Origin of the sequence: Massilia timonae CCUG 45783 (assembly GCF_000315425.1) — a bacterium.
Taxonomy (GTDB): domain Bacteria; phylum Pseudomonadota; class Gammaproteobacteria; order Burkholderiales; family Burkholderiaceae_D; genus Telluria; species Telluria timonae.
This window is the reverse complement of the sequence record NZ_JH992925.1, coordinates 104,961-124,671: the sequence shown is the minus strand read 5'-3', so window position 1 is coordinate 124,671 and position 19,711 is coordinate 104,961. Positions and strand designations below refer to the sequence as shown.

Here is a 19,711-nt window from a genome sequence, read left to right as displayed (position 1 = left end):
TGATGATCGGTAGACGTACAATCACCGTGCTTATATTGCATTGACGGAGTACGACCATGATGATCAACGAAACGCCTGACGCGGCAAGCGCGTCCGGCGTGCAGGCGGGCCGCAGACAGCGCGTGGACGACCGAACGCGCGACCTGGTGAACCAGGCGGTGGCGTCGATCCCGACGCTCGGCCTGGCGCGCGCAGCGGAATTCCTGGCCACGATGAACGTGCCGGCCGAGGTGGCGGTGCGGGCGCTGGTCTATCCGAAGCTGCGCCGCGCCAGCTAGCCGCCGGCGCCACCGCTGGGTATCAGCGGCGTTCTTCCTGCTGGTCGATGTCGGCCAGCGATTCGCGGCCGCGCTCGCTGAGCGCATGGCCGCCCGCCTCGAGCGGCAGGATGTGCGATTTGCGGCCCAGGAAGCGCAGCACGTCTTCGTCGACCGCCGCCATCGGGTCGGCGGCGAGCGCGCGCAGGCCCAGCACGCAGCGGCGCAGGAACAGCACTTCTTCGCCTTTGTCGGTGAGCGCCAGCCGCTTGTCGCGGCCGAAGGACATCAGCTTGATGCCGCACAGGCGCTTGGTGTTGCGCCCGACGCAGGCCGTCGCCAGGTTCTGCTTGCCACCACGGCGCACCAGTTCCAGCGCATCGTATTCGTCCGTCGTCAGCTTTTCGTTTTTCATTACCGCATTCAATTAAGCAAAGGGCGCATGGTACGCGCCTCGGCCCATGGCGGCAACCTTCAGCGCAGCGAACGCAGCGCGTACCAGCCGATCCCGGCGCCGGCAATCACCCCGAGCACCAGCGCCAGCCGGGCGTGGGTGGAATCCAGCAGCGGGCGGCGGCCCAGGTAAATCTTGTTGTACAAGGTCGAACCCATCATCTCCTCCTGCTTTTTATTGTTACAAGCTCATTATAGAAACCGCATTGTTGCCGCTATGTGACAGCGAGCACACCCGCGTCACGGACGACGAAAAAGCAACACCGCATGCGCCGTCCTGCCGCGCGCCGGGACTGCGGGCGGCCTGTTAGGATCGTACGACATTGACAACTTTAGCGGAGCACAGCATGAACGACCCGACGCCCAGTATCGATCCCAAGAACAAGGGCCGCGCGATGTACGACGAAGCGGACATCGGTAGCGGCGAACGTTCTCCGGGGCAGCACGAAACCGATGAAATGATTCGCGGAATTCCTCCATTGCCATCGAACCGGCAGGCCGACGAAGGCGCGCAGCACGGCGACAAGGAAGACAAAGAAGGCGGCGGTGCGCCGGAAGGCAACCGCCAGGGAACGCCCGGAGTCTGAGCTCCAGGCCGACTAGTGTGCCCGGATCGGCGGTTCGGGCAGGCGCGGTTCCTCGACCGGGGCATTGACCGGGTCGGGAACGTCGTCCGGCACCGGCGGCGGCGCGGGCGGCGCCGGCGGTTCGCCGGGAAATTCCGGGTCGGGCGTGGAATGGAAGTGCTGGCTGACGCGCTCGCGCCAGGATTCAAACGATTGCAGTTCGCTCATATGGGCCTCTCAGGTTGGACGCGCGCCGGACTTGCCTGGATGCTGGCGCGCGAGGACATGGAAGGCAACGTTGTTGCCTGCTGTTGCCTGTTACCGCGGCGGGCAGGCACCCGCCGCGCCGGTGGCGCACCACCGGCAAAACCACTCATCACTTCTCTCAGCGCCTGGCCTTCTGCTTGGCGCCGCCGCCGGCGCCTTCGCTGGTGCCGGCCTTGATGCGCGACTTGGCATTGTGGCTGCTCTTGTCCGACTTGCCGGCGCGCTGTTTGGCCTGGTCTTCCTCGGACAGGTTGCCCGGTGCGCCCGACTGCTTGTTCTGGGCGCCGCTCGACTTGGAGTTGCTCATGTTTCCCCTCCCGATCAGTGGATGAAGTCGACACCAGCCTAGCACGTATCCCGGCGCCGGGATTTTCGATTGGGCGGCCCATGCCGCCATGTTCCACGCGCTGCAACTCGGCTATAGTGGCGGCTGTCCTGTCATTGTCATCCTGCCCATGCGACTGTCCAGCCTGCTTCCTGCCCTCCTGTTCGGCGCGCTTCTGAACGCCCACGCCGCCCCGACGCATCCCAGTCCCATGAAACTCGATGAATACCTGGCCCTGACCGGCCCCGCCCCCACCGCCAGGCTCGCCTATGGCCCCGCCCCCTCGCAATATGCCGAACTGTTCGTGCCGCAGGGCGCGGGGCCGTTCCCGGTGGCGGTGCTGGTGCATGGCGGCTGCTGGACCAGCAAGTTCGGCGGCATCCGCCAGTTCCGCAATATGGCCGGCGCCCTGGCCGCGCGCGGCATCGCCGTCTGGAACGTCGAATACCGGCGCGTGGACGAGGAAGGCGGCGGCTATCCCGGCATGTACCTCGACATGCATGCGGCGCTCGACCTGCTCGCGGCCAATGCGGCGGCGCACAAGCTCGACCTGGAACGCATCGTCGCCGTGGGCCATTCGGCCGGCGGCCAGCTGGTGCAGTGGATCGCGGGCCGGGCGCGCATCCCGGCCGGCAGCCCCCTCTACCACCCCGATGGCCTGAAGGTCGACCGCATCGTCAGCCTGGGCGGCCTGGCCGACCTGCGCCATGAAGCGGCGCTGATCAAGTCCAGCTGCGATCGCGACATCGCGCAACTGGCCGGCACGCCGAGTCCCGAACGGCCGGACGTGCTGGTCGACACCAACGCCGCCGACCTGATGCCCAACGGCAGCCGCACCTGGCTCGTGACCGGGGCGCTCGACACGATCTCGCCGCCACGGGTGGCCCACGACTACGCGGCGCGCGCAAAGGCCGCCGGCGACGCGGCCGAGGTCGTGATCCTGCCGGACGCCAGCCACTACGACGAAGTGGCCGCGACCTCGCCCGCCTGGCCGCACGTGCTGCGGGTGATCGAACAGGCGCTGGGCATTCAATGAAACACGAAGGAGTCTCCATCTTGAAACCGATCGTGCCGGCGCTGCTGGCGATGAGCTTGCTCGCCACTTCTGCTGCTGCGCTGGCGCAGTCCTGGTCGCGCGTGGCCGACGCCTCGCTGGCGCGCCAGGAAATCTATCCGACCGTGCTGGACGACAAGGTCTACGTGGCCGGCGGCATCCTGAGCGCGGCGCCGGGCTTCACCGACCTCTTCGAAGCCTATGACGCGGGAGCGGATCGCTGGACCAGGCTGGCGCCGCTGCCCGAAGGCCGCCACCACATCGCCCTGGCCGCGGCCGGCGGCAAGATCTACGGCATCGGCGGCTTCTCCGGCGCGATTCCCGACTGGCGCGCCCACGCCTCGGTCTTCATCTACGACCCGAAGTCCGACCGCTGGTCGAACGGCCCCGCCCTACCGCAGCCCCGGGCCGAAGGCGTGGTGGCAACGAGCGGCGGCAAGATCTACTTCATCGGCGGACGCATGCCGACCAGCCCCGATGCGAAGCACATCAGCGAACACGCCGACACCAACCGCGCCGAGGTCCTGGACCCACGCTCGGGCCGCTGGTCGCGCATCGCGGACGCCCCCAGCGCGCGCAACAGCGCGGCCGGCGCCGCGATCGGCGACAAGATCTACGTCGTGGGCGGACGGCAGATGGTCGAGCAGGCCGACGGCAGGTCGCGTCCGGTCAACGTGGCGACGCTGGAAGTGTATGACCCGGCCCGCGATCGCTGGGAGACCCGCGCGCCCATGCCGCTGGCCCAGGGCGGCCTGGCGGCGGCCGCCCATGACGGAAAGCTGTATGTGTTCGGCGGCGAGCAGTTCGTCCCGCAAGCCAAGGTGTTCGCCGAATCCTGGGTATACGACCCGGCACTGGACCGCTGGTCGGCGCTGCCGGCCATGCCGACGCCGCGCCATGGACACGGCGCGGCAGTGGTCGGCAACCGCGTCTACCTGATGGGCGGCGGCGAGAAGGTCGGGGTCGCGGCCAGCGCCGCGCACGAAGCGCTCGCGCTGCCGGCCCGGTAAGCCGGGCGCTATTCGGCCATTCGTCAGTAGAGCACCACCGAGCGGATCGATTCGCCGCTCTTCATCAGGTCGAAGCCTTCGTTGATGCGTTCGAGCGGCAGGCGGTGCGTGATCAGGTCGTCGATATTGAGCTTGCCCTCCATGTACCAGTCGACGATCTTCGGCACGTCGGTGCGTCCGCGCGCGCCGCCGAAGGCCGAGCCCTTCCACTCGCGCCCGGTCACCAGCTGGAACGGCCGGGTCGCGATTTCCTGGCCGGCGGCGGCCACGCCGATGATGAAGGACTGGCCCCAGCCTTTATGGGTGCATTCGAGCGCCTGGCGCATCAGCGTGGTGTTGCCGACGCACTCGAAGCTGTAGTCGGCGCCGCCGTCGGTCAGTTGCACGATGTGGTCGACCACGTTCGCGACCTCGTTCGGATTGATGAAATCGGTCATGCCGAACTTGCGGGCCATGGCTTCGCGCGCCGGGTTGATGTCGACGCCGATGATCTTGTCGGCGCCAACCATCTTCGCGGCCTGGATCACGTTCAGGCCGATGCCGCCGAGCCCGAACACGACCACGTTGGCCCCGGCCTCCACCTTGGCCGAGAACAGCACCGCGCCGACGCCGGTGGTGACGCCGCAGCCGATGTAGCAGACCTTGTCGAACGGCGCGTCGCTGCGGATCTTCGCCAGCGCAATCTCGGGCACCACGATGTAGTTCGAGAAGGTCGACGTGCCCATGTAGTGGAACAGCGGCTTGCCGTCCAGCGAAAAGCGCGAGGTGGCATCGGGCATCAGGCCGCGCCCCTGGGTCGAGCGGATCGCCTGGCACAGATTGGTCTTGCGCGACAGGCAGAATTTGCACTGGCGGCACTCCGGCGTGTACAGCGGGATGACGTGGTCGTCCTTCCTGAGGGTGGTCACGCCCGGGCCGACGTCGACCACGACGCCGGCGCCCTCGTGGCCCAGGATCGCCGGGAACAGGCCTTCCGGATCGGCGCCCGACAGCGTGTAGTAATCGGTGTGGCAGATGCCGGTGGCCTTCAGCTCGACCAGCACCTCGCCTGCGCGCGGGCCTTGCAGGTCCACTTCCTCGATCGTCAGCGGCTGGCCCGCCTGCCAGGCGACGGCTGCTTTGGTTTTCATGGTGATCCTCGTTTGATTTGATTGGCCGACAGTATGCGCGCCCGGACCCGCGCCCTGGACCGCAGGACGCGAGAATGGCAGGATTTTGCCGCATGAAGACTGGATTTTGCCGCTGGCTGCGGCGACAATGGCGCATGACCAGCACGCCCCCACCCGCCACCGACGCCATCGCGGAGCGCACCCGGACCGTCGACATCGTGGTCTACCCCGGCTTCAAGGCCGTCGAGGCGATCGGGCCGATGTCGGTGTTCGAGTACGCCAACCTGCATCTCGCACGCCGTCAGCGGCCGCCCGGCTACGACGTGCGCATTGCCTCATACCGTCTCGGCCCGGTGCCGTCGGACACCCTGATGTCGCTCGAGGCGACCAAGGTATTGAACACGCTGTCCCTGCCCCACAGCGCGATCGTGGTCGGCGCCCGCCACATCGAGGCGGCCCTGGCGGACGGCGCCGCGATCGTCGACTGGGTGGCGGCGGCCTGCCCCCGCATCGAACGTCTGGCCTCGCTCTGTTCGGGCGCCTTCTTTCTCGCCGCCGCCGGAGTACTCGACGGCAAGCGCGCCACCACCCACTGGAGCGTGGCCGAGCGCCTGCAGGCGTTTCACCCCGCCATCGCGGTCGAGGCCGACGCGATCTTCATCCGCGACGGCAAGCTGTGGACCTCGGCCGGCGTCACCGCCGGCATGGACCTGGCGCTGGCCCTGGTCGAGGAAGATTTCGGGCGCGACCTGGCGCTCGAGGTGGCCACCGAAATGGTGGTCTACCTGAAGCGTCCCGGCGGCCAGTCGCAATTCAGCTCCTACCTCAAGAGCGAACGCACCGCGCGCCCGAACATCCGCGAATTGCAGAACTGGATCCTGGACAATCTGCACGAACGCTTCACGACGGCGCAGCTGGCCGCCAGGGCGATGATGAGCGAGCGCCACTTCGCCCGCGTGTTCCAGCAAGAGGTGGGCCTGAGCGCCCAGGAATTCATCGAGGCCAGCCGCTTCGAACGGGCCACCCACCTGCTGGCCGACATTGCGCTGCCCTTGAAGACGGTGGCGGCGCGCGCCTGCTTCAGCGACGAGGCGCATATGCGGCGGGTGTTCATGAAGAAGCTGGGCATTACCCCGAAGCTGTACCGCGAACGCTTTGCAACGACCGGACTCGACAGCGCCGCATGAGCGCCGCCTGGCGCGTCAGTCGAACCGAACCCGCCGCGCCAGCGGCAGATCGACCACCAAATCGCTGCGCGCCAGCGCCACACAAGGCAAAATATAGCCTTCCCGCTTCTCGTCGAACGACAGGCCGGGCCACTCGATGGTGTAGGCCACCGTGCCTTGCCGCAGGCGGCAGATGCAGGTGCGGCAGGTGCCGTTGCGGCAAGAACTGGGGGCGTCGAAGCCGGCCGCCTCGAGCGCCTGCAGCAGGGTCGTGTCTTCCTGCGCGGAAAAGCCGGCGCCGAGGGGTTCGAGGATGACGGTATGACGGGTCGGCATGGTGCATGGATTGTAGCGCCTGGTGGAACAAACTGGACAAGATTGAAGAGTTCGTTCACGCACAGACCCGCTTGATTCATGTCATTACGCTAAGGTTTCCAGAAGCATATTGCAGGAGACCGTATGAAGAAAGCCACCGCACTGACCCTGATCGCCGCCCTTGGAGGCGTCTTCCCTCATGCCTTCGCGCAGCAGCCGGTTGGCCAGCCAGCTCCTGTCCAGCAGCCGCTGCAGCAGCAAGCCGCACCGGGCACGCCCATGCAGGCCGCGCCTGCGCCGGCCGGCGCGGTCCAGGATCCCGCCATCGCCGAACAGGCCGAGTTCGAACGCCTGCTGCGGGCCCAGGTGCTGCTCGAGCGCCAGTACCTGTCGCCGGGCGAAATCGACGGCGCCTATGGCTCGAACATGCGCCAGGCCCTGAACACCTTCCAGGCCCAGCGCAATCTCCCGGTCACGGGCAAGCTCGACGAAGCCACCTGGAACGCGCTGAACGCCGACGCCAGCCCGACCCTGGCCGAATACACGATCGCCGCGGAAGACGTGGCCGGCCCCTTCCAGCCGATCCCGGACACCATGATGGGCAAGGCCAAACTGCCCGCGCTCGGCTACGCCACGGCGCTCGAAGGCCTGGGCGAAAAATTCCATGCCAGCCCGGCCCTGCTGCAGCGCCTGAACCCGGGCAAGTCGCTGTCGCAGGCCGGCGAACGGATCGTGGTGCCGCATGTGAGCGGCAAGCAGCCGCTGCCGCCGGCAGCGAAGGTCGTGGTGCGCGATTCGACCAAGACCCTGCAGTTGTATGACGCCGGCGGCCAGTTGCTGGCCCAGTATCCGGTGTCGACCGGCAGCAAGCGCGATCCACTGCCGATCGGCAACTGGAAGATCAATGGCGTGCATGCCAACCCGGTCTACAACTACAACCCGAAACTGTTCTGGGACGCCAAGCCTGGCGACAGCAAGACCCAGATCAAGCCTGGCCCGAACAACCCGGTCGGCGTGATGTGGATCGACCTGTCCAAGCCGCACTACGGCATCCACGGCACCCCGGTGCCGGGCCACGTGGGCAAGACCGAGTCGCATGGCTGCATCCGCCTGACCAACTGGAGCGCCGCGGAAGTGGGCGCCGTGGTCGGCGAAGACACCGACGTCGAACTCGTCAAATAATCTTCATATCAACAAACCAGCGGCGCGGGAGGCGCCGGACGGAGGACGCGATGAAATGGTTGATGACCCTGATCGTTGGCGCGCTGTTGGGCGCCGGGGTGTTGTTCGTGCTGCTGAGCGACGATTCAGGCTCGCCGGCGCCGGAGGTCGTCGCCACCGCGCCCCCGAGCTCGAACCCGGGCGGCGTGCCTGCGGCGCAGATCGAGGGCCAGCTGCCGCCCGCGCCGGTGGTCGAACCGAACCTGCTCGAGGCCGACCTGCCGCTGCGTCCGGAACACGCCGACGGCGCCGCGCCCATGGCCCCGGCCACCGTTCCCGGCAAGCTGCTGGTGCCGGTCCAGGGCATCGCGTCGAACCAGCTGACCGACACGTATGACCAGCCGCGTGGCGAGCAGCGCCAGCACGAAGCGCTCGACATCATGGCGCCGACCGGCACGCCGGTGCGCGCGGCGGCCGACGGCAAGGTGGTCAAGCTGTTCCAGAGCAAACCGGGCGGCCTGACGGTCTACCAGTTCGATCCGAGCGAGCAGTATGCCTATTACTACGCCCACCTCGACCGCTACGCCGACAATATCAAGGAAGGCATGGACGTCAAGCGCGGCGACATCGTCGGCTACGTCGGCGCGACCGGCAATGCCGATCCAGCCGCGCCGCACCTGCACTTCGCCGTCGTCGCGCTGACGCCCGAAAAGCAGTGGTGGAAAGGCACGCCGCTCAATCCGTTTCCACTAATGTCCGACCAGTAGCCGGGGCTCTCGACGGCTCGGGCACCGGCTCGTCGACGTCCGCCCCCACATTGATCGCGGCGTAGGCGCGCTGCACCGCGATCGCCTCGCGTCCGCCTGCGCCATACAGCTCGCCGGCCGCCTCGATCATCTTGGCGCGCGCGTCGGCGTAGTTGGTGCTGGACGTGAACTTGGTCGTATTGGCGCGGAACCAGATACGGAAGGCCTTGTCGATGCCGATGCCCGTCATCGCCAGCGGCTGCTTGACCAGGAAGCGGCTCCAGGCATCGTTGGCGTTGTCCGCGCTCGAGCCCTTCGCCAGGAAATAGAACATGCGGTTGTTCGGGCCGCTGCTGTAATGGACGTCCAGCCGGCGCAGGCCCGTGCTCCAGGCGTCGTGACTATTGCCGTCCTTGCTCGGCTTGATCATCCAGCGCAGCGGCGTGCCGGTGCGGCTGATCTCGCTGCCCAGCATCCAGTCGTTGCCGGTGTCGGGGATCACGTCGCCGGCGCCGCCGCCGCGCGCATAGGCTTCGACCACCTCGCCCGCGATGTCCGAACTCGATTCGTTCAGGCCACCCGGCTCGCCCGAGTACACCAGGTTCGAGGTGGCGGCCGTGATGCCGTGGCCCATCTCATGGCCGACCACGTCGATCGACCCCAGGTTCGTGAAGAACGTGCCGTCGCCGATGAACATGCAGCGGCAGGTATCGCTGTAATAGGCGTTGTCGTAGCCGCGGTTGACGTGCACCGCGATGTGGGTGGCCGTGTCCTGGCCGTCCAGCGCCAGCCAGCCCAGCACGTTCTTGTGCATGTCATAGGTGTTCTTCAGGCCCCACATGGCGTTGACGGCGGCGGTCTGGCCGTTCGGTCCCGTGGTGCTGCCGCCCTCGACGAACTGCTTGCCGTCGCCCCAGGTGTTGACGGTGTTGGTATACACCCGGCCGCTCGAGGTGCCGTGGTTGGCGTTGGTGATCGCCATCGCGCCGAACGACCCGCCCTTGCCGCGTTCGGGGTCGAGCATCTGGTAGACGTTGTTGGCGAAGGTGGTGCTGAGCGGGACCTGGCCGTTGTACTGGCTGTTGCCGATGCCCTCGACGGTCTGCAGCATGTTCCAGCGGTCGATGATCTCGCCGTCGCGGGCGTTCACGACCACGTCGTAGTACAAGGGTTGTTCACCGCTGCGCATACGCAGCCGCACCAGCCAGGCCAGCTCGTAGCGGTCCACCGCCTCCACCAGGTCGACCGCGTTCAGCTCGGACTCGAGCTTGCCCTCGGCGCCGGGCGCGCGTTCGTCGCGCATCATCGGATAGATCAGCAGTTCGGCGGTCGGCGCCACCACGTTGACGACGCCGTCCGGCATGTCGCGCAGCGCGACGGCGATCGCGGCCTTGCGGTTGATGGTGGGCTTGATATTGAAGCCGCCGGTGGCGCCCTGCATGCGGTTGGCGGCGCCGCGGCCCAGGTGCAGGCGCCGCGGCGAGGCGCTCTCGGACACGATCTGGCGGCGCGCGTCGAGCACCACCACGGATTCCGAGCCGAAAATCCTGAGACCCTTGTACAGGTGGGCGGCGCGCACCACATGGGTGCCCTGCACGCCCGGGTGCTGGGCCATCACCTTGTAGCCGTGGTCGGCGTCGAGGCCGACCGCAGGCCGGCGCGCCACCAGCTGGTTGACGACCTGGGCCTGGGCCTTGCTGTCCAGCTTGAGCGGCGGCCCCATCATCGGCGCGGCCAGCGCAGCGGGCACAAGCGCGGGCACGAACGCGGGCGCGAACAGGACGGCAGCCGCCAGCAGGGCTGCCTTGAGAAGCGGTTGCGGGATCATCTCGTCTCCATCCGGTAAGCCGGGCCGGGGGGCGCCGGTCATCGACCATGATGGACGAGCTCGTAAAGGTTGGTTTGCTCAAAAACAATGACCGCGTTGTCAATGTTGACAACGCGGTCATGGCGTGCGGCCAGACAGGCCGGGTCAGCGATAGCGACCGTCGCGCCGTTTCATCAGGTAGCAGGCGGCGCCGATCACGGCCGCGCCGATCGCCACTTTCTTCACCAGCCCGGCCGGATTGTGCTTGAGCTCGGACTTGATGCCCATCTCGGCCAGGATGTTCGGCACCTTGCCCTTGGCCAGGTCGTCGCCGATGCCCTCGACCACATTGACGCGGTCGGCCAGCAGCAGCAATAGCCAGTGGCGCAGGTCGTTCTCGGTGCTCTTGAAGGCCAGGCGCCGGATCGCGCCCGACAGGCCGGATGGCGGCTGCGCCGAGCCGAACAGCGGCGTACGGCCGGGACGCTCGGTCGAGACCAGCACCTCCACATGCTGCTCCTGCGGCACCGGGTCTCCGTCGGGAATATTGATGAAGCGCGGCGGGGTGCGCTCCATCGGCACGGCGGGCCGGTTCTTGCGGTCGAGGTCGGCGCCCCAGCCCTGGATGTGCTGCAGTTGCTCGCGGGTGGGACGGCGCGGCGCGATGGCGCCGTGCACGTGGCCCACATGGCCTTCGCCGTCATGTTCGCCCGGGGCGTGGTGGCCGTCGTGCTGGTCGTTGGCGGCAACGATATCGTGTCGTGTTTCCATGGTTTCTCCTATGATCGGTGGCCGCGCTCAATGGCCGGCGCTGGCCTTGACGGCGCGCACTTCGTTGGCGCGCGGCGGGATCAGGACAGTCTTGATGCACTCGTCCAGCTTGCTCGAGAAGATGTGATAGGCATCCGATACTTCTTCCAGCGGAATCCGGTGGGTGATGATCTGTTTCGGATCGATGCGGCCGGCGCGGATGTGCTCGATCAGGCGCGGCAGGTGGCGCCGCACGCTGGCCTGGTTCATGCGCAGGGTCAAGCCCTTGTTCAGCGCATTGCCGATCGGGACCGCGTTGAAGGTCGGGCCATACACGCCGACGATCGAGACGTTGCCGCCCTTGCGCACCGAGTTGATGCACCAGTGCAGCACGGTGGCGGCGCCGGCCTGCATCATCGTGTAGACGCCGGTGATGGTCTGCATGGTGTTGCCGGCCGCTTCGCAGCCGACCGCGTCGATGCAAACGTCGGCGCCCATCCAGTCGGTCATCTTCTTGATGTGCAGCGCCATGTCCTTCACTTCCCTGAAGTTCACGACCTCGCACTGGGCGTAGCGCTTGACGAATTCGAGACGGTACTCCACGTGGTCGACCACGATCACCCGTCCCGCCCCCATCAGCCAGGCCGACTTGGCGGCGAAGATGCCGACCGGTCCGGCGCCGAACACGACCACGGTGTCGCCCTCCTTGATGTCGCCCATCTCGGCCGCCTGGTAGCCGGTGGGCAGCGCGTCGGTCATGAGGACGGCGTCGTCGTCATGGATATCGTCGGGAATCACCATCGGGCCGACGTCGGCCATCGGCACCCGCACGTATTCGGCCTGGCCGCCGTCGTAGCCGCCCGCCGTGTGCGAGTAGCCATAGATGCCGCCCACCGCCGTGGCTTGCGCATTCGTGTTGTGGCAATTGCCGAACAACTCGTGCTGGCAAAAGAAGCAGGAGCCACAAAACAGGTTGAACGGCACCAGGACCTTGTCGCCGACCTTCAGGTGCTGCACGCTCGACCCGACCTCTTCGACCACGCCGATGAACTCATGGCCGAAGGTGTGGCCGACGCGGGTGTCGGGCACCAGGCCGTGGTACAGGTGCAGGTCCGAGCCGCAGATGCAGGCCCGGGTGACGCGCACGATGGCGTCGCCGGGATGCTCGATGACGGGATCGGGCTTGTGATCGGCGCGGACCCGGTATGGCCCGCGGTAGTTCATTGCCAGCATGAGTACTCCTTCACAATTCGGTTGGTCGCGGCTCGTATGGATACGAGTTGATGTGACACAAACTTATGTCAAAACGTCACGAATTGCGATAGGCGCACGGAAACGAACGCAAATTTTACGTAATTTTATCGAATAAAATCAGTGAATTATTTAAAATTGGCAACAAATCGATGCCAATTATAGACTTTTGGCATCAAATGTATTGCAGGACGCCACCTGCCCGCTTTCCAGGCCACGCTGGAACCAGCGCACCCGCTGGGCCGAGCTGCCGTGGGTAAACGAATCGGGCACCACGACGCCACGCGCCTGCTTCTGCAAGGCGTCGTCGCCGATGGCGCTGGCCGCGTTCAGGGCCGTCTCGACGTCGCCCTGCTCCAGGATTTTCTCGCGCTGGTTGGTGCGGTTGGCCCACACGCCGGCGAAGCAGTCGGCCTGCAATTCCAGGCGCACCGACAGGGCATTGCCCTGGGTTTCGCTGGCCCGCTGCTGGGCCGCATGCACTTTATTGGAAATGCCCAGCAGGTTCTGCACGTGGTGGCCGACTTCGTGCGCGATCACATAAGCCTGGGCGAATTCGCCCTCGACGTTGAAGCGTTGCTGCATGGTGCGGAAGAAGCCCAGGTCGATATACACCCTGCCATCGGCCGGGCAATAGAATGGGCCGGTCGCGCTTTCGCCGGTGCCGCAGGCGGTGCTGGTGCGGCCTTCGAACAGCACCAGTCGGGCCGGCGTGTACTGCGCGCCCTGTTCGCTGAACAGCTGGGCCCAGGCATCCTCGGTATAGGCCAGCGTGGTGCGCACGAAGCGTGTCTCGCGATCGTCGGCACGCTCGGCGCGCGGCTGCTCCACCTGCGCCTGCTGCTGCGGCGGCGCACCGCCCGACAGCAGTCCAAGGATGGTGGCCGGCGAGACACCCAGGAAATAGGAGGCGACCACGGCGACGACGATGGTGCCGATGCCGATCGAGCGGCCTCCGAAGCCGAAACCGCCACCCCCGCCGCCGCCATCGCCACGCCGGTCTTCTACATTGTCGCTTTCACGGTCGCCTTCCCAACGCATCTGTTCTCCTTGTGTTCAGGTTTCGTTTTCAGTTACCGCCGCGCCTGAGATTGCAGGTGTCGGCGCGTTCGCGCGCGTCCTTGCCGCGCAGGTCGTCCAGCGCGCCCAGGCCGGCGCGCAATTCGTCGTGCAGCGCGCGCTCGCGGCGCTCGCGTGCGATCTCGCGCGCCATGCGGCTGCGCGGCACTTCGTCCAGTTCCATGCGCGTCATGATTTCTCTCTCGCTCTCGATTTTCCGGTCGATTTTTTTGGCTGCCCCGGTTGATCACATAATGCACCAAATCCGGCCCGCGCACGAACACATGCTACGTGCGTGCGCGCACGGAGCGGCCGCCCCGCCTGTGCCACGCTGGCGCAATGAACCCATCCAACGCCAACGCCCTCCTCGCCCTCGGCACGGCCCTGCGCCAGGCCGGTTACCGCTTCATGACGGTCACGCCCTCGACCCATCGCCGCATCAACAACCGGCCCGGCAACGAACGCGCGCACGACCTGCGCGGCGTGTTCGGCTGGAGCCGGCCGTTCGACCGGGAGCTGCTGCCGGCCAGCGTGCTCGCGCTGATGGTGGAGGCCGGCGTGCTGGAAGAAACGGAAGATGGACTGCGTTCGCAGGTCCGGCTGTCGACCCTGGACGACATGCTGCTGTTCCACTCGGCCTGGCCCACGCGCGACGACGACGCCGTGTTCTTCGGCCCCGACACCTACCGCTTCGTGAACGCCATGCGGCGCGGCTTCGCCTTCGTCGGCGCCGGGCCGGAGCGCGCAGTGGACATCGGCTGCGGCGGCGGCGCCGGCGCGCTCACCATCGCCCGCACATTCCCGCACGCCGAAGTGATCGGCGCCGACATCAACCCGAAGGCGCTCGAGCTGGCGATGGTCAACGCCCGCCTGAACGGAGCTTCCAACCTGGCGCTGGCCCAGTGCGACCTGTTCGACGGCCTGCAGGGCGACTTCGACCTGGTGGTGTCGAACCCGCCCTTCGTGGTCGATCCGGATGCGCGCCGCTACCGCCATGGCGGCGGCGAACTCGGCGCCGAACTGTCGCGCCGCATCGCCGAACAGGGCCTGGGACGCCTGCGCCGCGGCGGCAGCCTGATGCTCTACACCGGCGTGGCCCTGTGCGGCCAGCGCGACCACTTCCTGGAAAGCCTGCGCCCGACCCTGGAAGCGCAATGCGACACCTGGACCTACGAGGAACTCGATCCAGACATCTTCGGCGGCCAGCTGGGCGAACCGGGCTACGAGGACGTGGAACGGATCGCGGCGGTGTGGCTGCACGCGGTCAAGCGCTGAGCGGCGCGGGATGCTGGACCGATGATTCAGGTATCGGGAGGAATCTGGTTCAGAATTTCTGCTCATACTGCACACGCCAGCCGAGATAGCCTTCGACGAAGATCCGGCTTTCGAGCGCGCGTCCAGGGTCGGCATAGGCGTCGGCGCGCTCGCTATCGTTCCTGAGAACATTGAAGAGCGAGAATCGCACCTGGCGTCCGGCGTCGAGCTGGTACAAGGCATACGCTTGCAGATCGCGTCGTTGCGAGACGAAGCTGGATTCTTCGTGCGACAGCCGGGTCCAGCCGCCCGCCACCATCGATAAGGTTGCGCCGACGGTGATGGCGTCGCGTTTGTAGTCGGCGCCGAGATTGGCGGACCATCTCGGTTGGCGGTCGAGGCGGTTGTCCGGCCCTGGCACGGCATCGACCCGTGACCAGTTGCGTGCGATATTGGCGCGCAGGTCGATTGGCGGCGCCGCGGCGAACAGCGCGGTGAGCGGCACTTTGGCTTCGAGCTCCAGCGTGCGCACCGTGGCCTCGCCGGAATTCTCCGGATATGCGAGCCAGCGCTCGCCGTCATACCTGATCGCATTCCTGATCAAGCCTGTTACCTTGCGCAGGCCGGCGCTCACCGATGCCATCGCCTTGTTCGTCCAGTAATGCTCGAAGGCCGCATCGACGCCGGTGGCGAGTTCCGGTTCCAGCTGCGGATTGCCGGTCTGGTCCGGCGACACGGCGGAATTGTACGAGGTATAAAAATGGCGTGGGATCAGCTGCCGCAGTTCCGGGGCCTTATAGGTCCGCGTCAGCGCAAGCCGGATCTGATCGTTGTGACTGCCCGGGATCTTCCATACGGTCTGGACCAATGGACTGAACACGCTGGAACGGCGCTCGACGCCTTCGGCGTCGCCACCGGTCCGGGTTTCCAGCGCTTCCCAGCGCATGCCCAGGTAAATCGACCAACCGGGAGCGACATCCCACTCGTCCTGCACGTACAAGGCCAGCCGGGAAATCCTGGCGTGATAGGTATTGTCAAAATTGACCGGGGAAGACGCGGTCGACGCGAGGGCTTCGCGCTGGACTTCGTGTTCCTGGTACCGGCTGTACCCCGCGTCCCAGCCGAAGGCGATCGCGTGCTTGTCGGCCCAGTCCGCCGACACCTTTCCCGTCCATGTGCCGCCCTGGTCCGCGACGTCGGTATCGTAACGCCGGTCCAGCGCGCTCAGCGCGCTGTCGGCGAGCCCCAGGCGGAACATCCCGCGCTCCGTACGGGAGCGATACAGCCCCAGCTTGCTGTCGAGCTTGCCCCGCTCGCCCAGATCCCCGGCCCAGTTCAGGTCGGACCGGATACTGGCATTCTTTCCATCATAGTCCAGCAGCAATAAAGGATAGGGATAAAGCGGACCCGATTCGACGACCGTCGTCTGGTGGCTCGTGCCGGCGGAGCGCGAAGCGTTGACGAACGTTTGCCATGCCAACTTGTCGCCGCGCTCGGAATCCCACTGGATGCGTGCATTCGCGTTCAGGCCGGTAAAGCGGTTATCGTTGCGGCTAGCGGTGGCGCGCACCTGGTCGGCGCCCGCGCCGTGGTGACGCTCGCGGACCCGTTCATGCATGCCCTGGCCCACATCGCTGTGGTTGATGCCGGCCCCGACACTGTACGCATACTCTTCCAGCTTGTCGGACGCATTCAGGGTCAAGCCGGGATACCGGGCACTGGCCGCGCCGCCGAAACCGGCGATGAGCTCGCGGCTGGCTTTCGAGGCATCCCTCCTGAGGATCACGTTGATCGTCCCCGCGATGGCCTGCGTGCTGAATTCCGCCGTTGCCGCGCGCATGATCTCGATCCTGGCAATCGACCCCGGCGCCAGGCTGTCCAATGAAAATCCGGCGGGAGGCCGATCGCCGTTGATCAGCACCTGGGTATAGCCGCTGCCCAGGCCACGCATCCGTATCTCGTTGTTCACGACCGTTACGCCAGGCTGGCGCCTCAACACATCGAGCACGGTGCGATCCCCATATTTGAGCAGGTCGTCGCGGTCCACGACGATGCGCGTCGTCGTTTCATTGCGACGCTCCGAATCGGCACTGCCACGAACCGCAACCGTTGCCACCTGACTGGTCGGCGAATCGCCTTGTCCCGCATGTGCTTCAAACGCCGACAGAATACCCAGGGAAAAAACGGCGCTCCGACATCTCATTACAGATACCTCGCTTATCTTTCCGACGTAGACTAAATGATCTAGATTAGATTGTCTATAACTTCCCGTGGTTCGACACCATCGATGCGCGACGCATGCGCGGGCCAGAAAAGGAAAAGCCACCTTGCGGTGGCTGTTTTCATGCTACTTGGCGGAGAGGGTGGGATTCGCCTACATCCTGCAGGCCGCGGCATCGCGAGTACGCGATGCCCTTCGAATCTCCCCCCTTGGGGACACCCGTAGGGCGCGCAGGCGCCCTACTCCTCTGTGACGTTCCGGAATGAAAAAAGCCACCTTGCGGTGGCTTTTTTCATGCTACTTGGCGGAGAGGGTGGGATTCGAACCCACGGTACGGTCACCCGTACGCCTGATTTCGAGTCAGGTACATTCGACCACTCTGCCACCTCTCCTGAATCGGTGCTGCGTGGTCGCGTAAGCGAGGCCGCATTATAGCGGACGCCTGGCGAAAGTTGCAAGGCATGCGCGCCAGGTAAATTTTCATGCCGGCGCGCAGCACGGTCGCGATGCGGCCGATCGCGGTGACGATGCGGGCGGAAACGTCGGGCGTGCTGTCCCAGGGGGTTTCGGGTTGGATGTCCATGTGCTTCAGGATAGCAAAGCACGCGGGCTGTTCAAGGAGTCCTCACCAAATCCATCCTCCACGCGGCGTGGCGGCAGGGCGCGCAGCTGAAAAGCTAGCGGATGTCGACCCGCTGGTGCGGCTCGAACTCGTGGTAGATGTCGCTCTGGTGCAGCGGAATGTACATGTGCAGGCGTTTGCCGCGGTGGAAGACGCCGCGCAGCGTATTGCACGCCTCCCAGGCGCGCTCGTAGGAATCGGCGATGTGCAGCACGGCCCACGGACTGTCGGGCGAGCCTTCGCGGATCATCTCGACGCGACGGATGTGGAAGAACGGCGCGAAGCTCTCGACGATGGCGCTCTCGCAGGCGTCGCCGTGCAGGCCGGACAGGATGACTTTCATGGTTGCTCCAGGGTTCAGGCGATGATGTTCAGGCCACCGTCGACGTAGACGGTGCTGCCCGTCAGGCGGCGCGCGAAGTCCGAGGCGAGATAGGCGCACACCTGGCCGACGTCGTCGATGTCGACCAGCTCTCCCAGCGGCGAGCGCGCCACCGCATCGCTCAGCAGCAGGTCGAAATCCTTCAGCCCCGAGGCGGCGCGCGTCTTGAGCGGCCCGGGCGAGATGGCGTGCACGCGGATGTCGCGCGGACCGAGTTCGTAGGCCAGGTAGCGGCAGCACGATTCCAGCGCCGCCTTCACCGGCCCCATCACGTTATAGTTCGGCACCACCTTGTCGGCGCCGTGGTAGCTCATCGCGAACATGCTGCCGCCCTGCGTCATGAGCGGCGCGACCAGCTTCGCCATGCGCACGAAGGAGTGGCACGACACGTCCATCGCCTGCAGGAAGCCGTCCAGCGAGCAGTCGAGCAGGCCGCCCTGCAGGTCGGCCTTCGGCGCGAAGGCGATCGAATGCACCAGGATGTCGAGGCGGCCAGATTGCTGCAGTTCGGCGAACAGCGCCTCCAGCTGCCCCGGTTCGCGCACGTCGAGCGGCAGCAATCGCGCCCCGAGTTGCGCGGCCAGCGGTTCGACGTGCGGGCGCGCCTTGTCGTTCAGGTAGGTCAGCACCAGCTCGGCGCCGAGCGCATGAAAGGCCTTGGCGCAGCCCCAGGCGATCGAGTGCTCGTTGGCGACGCCGACCACCAGCGCGCGCTTGCCTTCCAGGATGGGATGATGGTTCATGCTTCCTCCAGCAGATCGCGGGTATGGCGCGCGATCATGAGTTCTTCGTTGGCCGGCACCAGCCATATCGACATCCGGCTGGCGGGCGCGCTGATGCGGGCGACGCCGGGCGGCGGCGCGGCGTTCAGCCCTGGATCGAGTTCGGCGCCGAGCCAGGCGGCATCGCGGCAGACGGCGGCGCGCAGGCGCGCGCTGTTCTCGCCGATCCCGCCCGAGAACACCAGCGCATCCAGGCCGCCCAGCGAGGCCGCCAGCGAACCGAGCTCGCGGCCGATCCGGTAGACCAGCAAGTCGATCGCCAGCTGCGCGCGCGGATCGCTGCTGGCCTCCAGCGTGCGCATGTCGGACGACAGGCCTGAGACGCCCAGCAGCCCCGACTCCTGGTACATCAGGCGCTGCACGCTCGACACTTCCATGCCCAGTTCCTCGATCAGGTAGATCACCACGCCCGGATCGAGCGCGCCGCAGCGCGTGCCCATCGGCAGGCCGTCGACGGCGGTGAAGCCCATGGTGCTGGCCACGCTGCGCCCGCCGCGCATGGCGCACATGCTGGCGCCGTTGCCCAGGTGGGCCGCGACCACCCGCGCGCCGGCCAGCGCCGGCTCATGCTGCGGCAAGGTGGCCGCGATGTATTCGTAGGACAGGCCATGGAAACCGTAGCGGCGGATGCCGAGGTCGGTGATCGCCGGCGGCAGCGCGAAGGCCTGGGCCAGCGCCGGCTGCGCCGTATGGAAGGCGGTGTCGAAGCAGCCGACCTGCGGCAGCCCGGGCGCCAGCGCCATCAAGGCGCGCACCGGCGCCAGGTTGTGCGGCAGGTGCAGCGGCGCGAGCGGCACCAGCCGCTCCAGGCGTTCGAGCACGGGCTCGATCAGGCGTTGCGGACCGCTGTAGTCGACGCCGCCGTGCACGATGCGGTGGCCCACCGCGCGCACCCGGTAGCCAGCGAGTTCACGCTCGGCGAAGTCGATCAGGAAGGCCATGCCGGCGTGGTGGTCGAGCGCGTCGGGCCAGCTCCGTTCGCCGACCGTGGCCCCGTCGGCGTCCTGCGCGATAAAGCGCGTCGCGCCGCGGTACAGGTTCTCGATCCGGCCCTTGAAGGCCAGCGCCAGGTCGGGCAGGCGGTGCACCGAGAACTTGATGCTGGACGAGCCGGCGTTGATGACGGCGACGCAGTCCGTGGCGTGCGGCTGCAT

At 66.6% G+C, this 19,711-nt stretch carries 23 protein-coding genes and 1 tRNA gene; 8 read left to right on the top strand and 16 right to left on the bottom strand.

The window, feature by feature from the left end; genetic code table 11:
* The first annotated feature begins 56 nt into the window (after positions 1-56).
* Positions 57-278: a hypothetical protein gene (locus HMPREF9710_RS20765; protein ID WP_005669630.1), complete on the top strand. Its 222-nt coding sequence runs from the start codon at positions 57-59 to the stop codon at positions 276-278.
* 22 nt (positions 279-300) lie between these two features.
* Here HMPREF9710_RS20765 and HMPREF9710_RS20760 read toward each other — a convergent pair whose 3' ends face one another.
* Both HMPREF9710_RS20760 and HMPREF9710_RS28290 read right to left on the bottom strand, forming a co-directional pair.
* The gene (locus tag HMPREF9710_RS20760; RefSeq protein WP_005669628.1) at positions 301-672 is read right to left on the bottom strand and encodes a hypothetical protein; all 372 of its coding nucleotides are present in this window, start codon (positions 670-672) and stop codon (positions 301-303) included.
* Between the two features lie 59 nt (positions 673-731).
* Positions 732-872 carry a hypothetical protein gene (locus HMPREF9710_RS28290; protein WP_169331342.1) on the bottom strand — a complete coding sequence of 47 codons (141 nt, stop codon included), beginning with the start codon at positions 870-872 and terminating at the stop codon, positions 732-734.
* Between the two features lie 185 nt (positions 873-1,057).
* Between HMPREF9710_RS28290 and HMPREF9710_RS20755 the strand changes: the two genes are divergently transcribed.
* Entirely contained in the window at positions 1,058-1,297 is a 240-nt protein-coding gene (locus HMPREF9710_RS20755) for a hypothetical protein (protein ID WP_005669625.1), read from the top strand.
* A gap of 12 nt (positions 1,298-1,309) precedes the next feature.
* On the opposite strand, the gene HMPREF9710_RS20750 is transcribed toward HMPREF9710_RS20755, so the two are convergent.
* Positions 1,310-1,504: a hypothetical protein gene (locus tag HMPREF9710_RS20750; protein ID WP_005669623.1), complete on the bottom strand. Its 195-nt coding sequence runs from the start codon at positions 1,502-1,504 to the stop codon at positions 1,310-1,312.
* A gap of 157 nt (positions 1,505-1,661) precedes the next feature.
* Positions 1,662-1,850 (bottom strand): hypothetical protein, encoded by a 189-nt coding sequence (locus HMPREF9710_RS20745; protein WP_005669622.1) that lies wholly within the window; start codon positions 1,848-1,850, stop codon positions 1,662-1,664.
* 88 nt (positions 1,851-1,938) lie between these two features.
* On the opposite strand from HMPREF9710_RS20745, the gene HMPREF9710_RS20740 reads away from it, so the two are divergent.
* Together HMPREF9710_RS20740 and HMPREF9710_RS20735 are read left to right on the top strand one after the other, a co-directional pair.
* Positions 1,939-2,904: an alpha/beta hydrolase family protein gene (locus HMPREF9710_RS20740; RefSeq protein WP_005669620.1), complete on the top strand. Its 966-nt coding sequence runs from the start codon at positions 1,939-1,941 to the stop codon at positions 2,902-2,904.
* Positions 2,905-2,924: 20 nt separating this feature from the next.
* Positions 2,925-3,932, top strand: a complete 1,008-nt coding sequence (locus tag HMPREF9710_RS20735) for a Kelch repeat-containing protein (protein ID WP_005669619.1) — start codon at positions 2,925-2,927, stop codon at positions 3,930-3,932.
* Positions 3,933-3,955: 23 nt separating this feature from the next.
* Here HMPREF9710_RS20735 and HMPREF9710_RS20730 read toward each other — a convergent pair whose 3' ends face one another.
* Entirely contained in the window at positions 3,956-5,062 is a 1,107-nt protein-coding gene (locus tag HMPREF9710_RS20730) for an S-(hydroxymethyl)glutathione dehydrogenase/class III alcohol dehydrogenase (RefSeq protein WP_005669617.1), read from the bottom strand.
* Positions 5,063-5,196: 134 nt separating this feature from the next.
* Here HMPREF9710_RS20730 and HMPREF9710_RS20725 point away from each other — a divergent pair, with 134 nt between their 5' ends.
* The gene (locus tag HMPREF9710_RS20725) at positions 5,197-6,228 is read left to right on the top strand and encodes a GlxA family transcriptional regulator (RefSeq protein ID WP_051205152.1); all 1,032 of its coding nucleotides are present in this window, start codon (positions 5,197-5,199) and stop codon (positions 6,226-6,228) included.
* A gap of 15 nt (positions 6,229-6,243) precedes the next feature.
* Here the strand turns inward: HMPREF9710_RS20725 and HMPREF9710_RS20720 are convergent, their stop codons facing one another.
* Entirely contained in the window at positions 6,244-6,543 is a 300-nt protein-coding gene (locus tag HMPREF9710_RS20720; RefSeq protein ID WP_005669614.1) for a 2Fe-2S iron-sulfur cluster-binding protein, read from the bottom strand.
* Between the two features lie 123 nt (positions 6,544-6,666).
* On the opposite strand from HMPREF9710_RS20720, the gene HMPREF9710_RS20715 reads away from it, so the two are divergent.
* Positions 6,667-7,704, top strand: a complete 1,038-nt coding sequence (locus HMPREF9710_RS20715) for a L,D-transpeptidase family protein (protein WP_005669613.1) — start codon at positions 6,667-6,669, stop codon at positions 7,702-7,704.
* A gap of 50 nt (positions 7,705-7,754) precedes the next feature.
* The gene (locus tag HMPREF9710_RS20710) at positions 7,755-8,450 is read left to right on the top strand and encodes a M23 family metallopeptidase (protein ID WP_005669612.1); all 696 of its coding nucleotides are present in this window, start codon (positions 7,755-7,757) and stop codon (positions 8,448-8,450) included.
* Here the strand turns inward: HMPREF9710_RS20710 and HMPREF9710_RS20705 are convergent.
* The 5 genes from HMPREF9710_RS20705 to HMPREF9710_RS20685 all read right to left on the bottom strand — a co-directional run bounded on the left by HMPREF9710_RS20705 (position 8,419) and on the right by HMPREF9710_RS20685 (position 13,489).
* Positions 8,419-10,257, bottom strand: coding sequence for a M4 family metallopeptidase (locus tag HMPREF9710_RS20705; RefSeq protein WP_005669610.1), 1,839 nt, complete (start codon positions 10,255-10,257; stop codon positions 8,419-8,421). The two genes, HMPREF9710_RS20710 and HMPREF9710_RS20705, sit on opposite strands and share 32 nt — an antisense overlap.
* A gap of 144 nt (positions 10,258-10,401) precedes the next feature.
* Positions 10,402-11,007, bottom strand: a complete 606-nt coding sequence (locus tag HMPREF9710_RS20700) for a hypothetical protein (RefSeq protein ID WP_005669609.1) — start codon at positions 11,005-11,007, stop codon at positions 10,402-10,404.
* A 27-nt stretch (positions 11,008-11,034) separates the two neighbouring features.
* Positions 11,035-12,219: a zinc-dependent alcohol dehydrogenase gene (locus HMPREF9710_RS20695; protein WP_005669607.1), complete on the bottom strand. Its 1,185-nt coding sequence runs from the start codon at positions 12,217-12,219 to the stop codon at positions 11,035-11,037.
* Positions 12,220-12,396: 177 nt separating this feature from the next.
* Positions 12,397-13,278 (bottom strand): KPN_02809 family neutral zinc metallopeptidase, encoded by an 882-nt coding sequence (ypfJ, locus tag HMPREF9710_RS20690; protein ID WP_005669605.1) that lies wholly within the window; start codon positions 13,276-13,278, stop codon positions 12,397-12,399.
* Between the two features lie 28 nt (positions 13,279-13,306).
* Positions 13,307-13,489, bottom strand: a complete 183-nt coding sequence (locus HMPREF9710_RS20685; protein ID WP_005669603.1) for a hypothetical protein — start codon at positions 13,487-13,489, stop codon at positions 13,307-13,309.
* A 146-nt stretch (positions 13,490-13,635) separates the two neighbouring features.
* Between HMPREF9710_RS20685 and HMPREF9710_RS20680 the strand changes: the two genes are divergently transcribed.
* Positions 13,636-14,571: a methyltransferase gene (locus HMPREF9710_RS20680; RefSeq protein WP_005669601.1), complete on the top strand. Its 936-nt coding sequence runs from the start codon at positions 13,636-13,638 to the stop codon at positions 14,569-14,571.
* 49 nt (positions 14,572-14,620) lie between these two features.
* Here HMPREF9710_RS20680 and HMPREF9710_RS20675 read toward each other — a convergent pair whose 3' ends face one another.
* The 5 genes from HMPREF9710_RS20675 to HMPREF9710_RS20655 form a co-directional block, all read right to left on the bottom strand.
* Positions 14,621-16,753, bottom strand: coding sequence for a TonB-dependent receptor plug domain-containing protein (locus HMPREF9710_RS20675; protein WP_005669600.1), 2,133 nt, complete (start codon positions 16,751-16,753; stop codon positions 14,621-14,623).
* 320 nt (positions 16,754-17,073) lie between these two features.
* A tRNA-Ser gene (locus HMPREF9710_RS20670) sits at positions 17,074-17,163 on the bottom strand.
* A 285-nt stretch (positions 17,164-17,448) separates the two neighbouring features.
* Positions 17,449-17,736, bottom strand: coding sequence for an RNA-binding protein (locus tag HMPREF9710_RS20665; protein ID WP_005669597.1), 288 nt, complete (start codon positions 17,734-17,736; stop codon positions 17,449-17,451).
* Between the two features lie 14 nt (positions 17,737-17,750).
* Positions 17,751-18,518, bottom strand: a complete 768-nt coding sequence (fabI, locus tag HMPREF9710_RS20660; RefSeq protein ID WP_005669596.1) for an enoyl-ACP reductase FabI — start codon at positions 18,516-18,518, stop codon at positions 17,751-17,753.
* Positions 18,515-19,711, bottom strand: coding sequence for an acetate/propionate family kinase (locus HMPREF9710_RS20655; protein ID WP_005669594.1), 1,197 nt, complete (start codon positions 19,709-19,711; stop codon positions 18,515-18,517). The genes fabI and HMPREF9710_RS20655 overlap by 4 nt, the downstream gene beginning before the upstream one ends.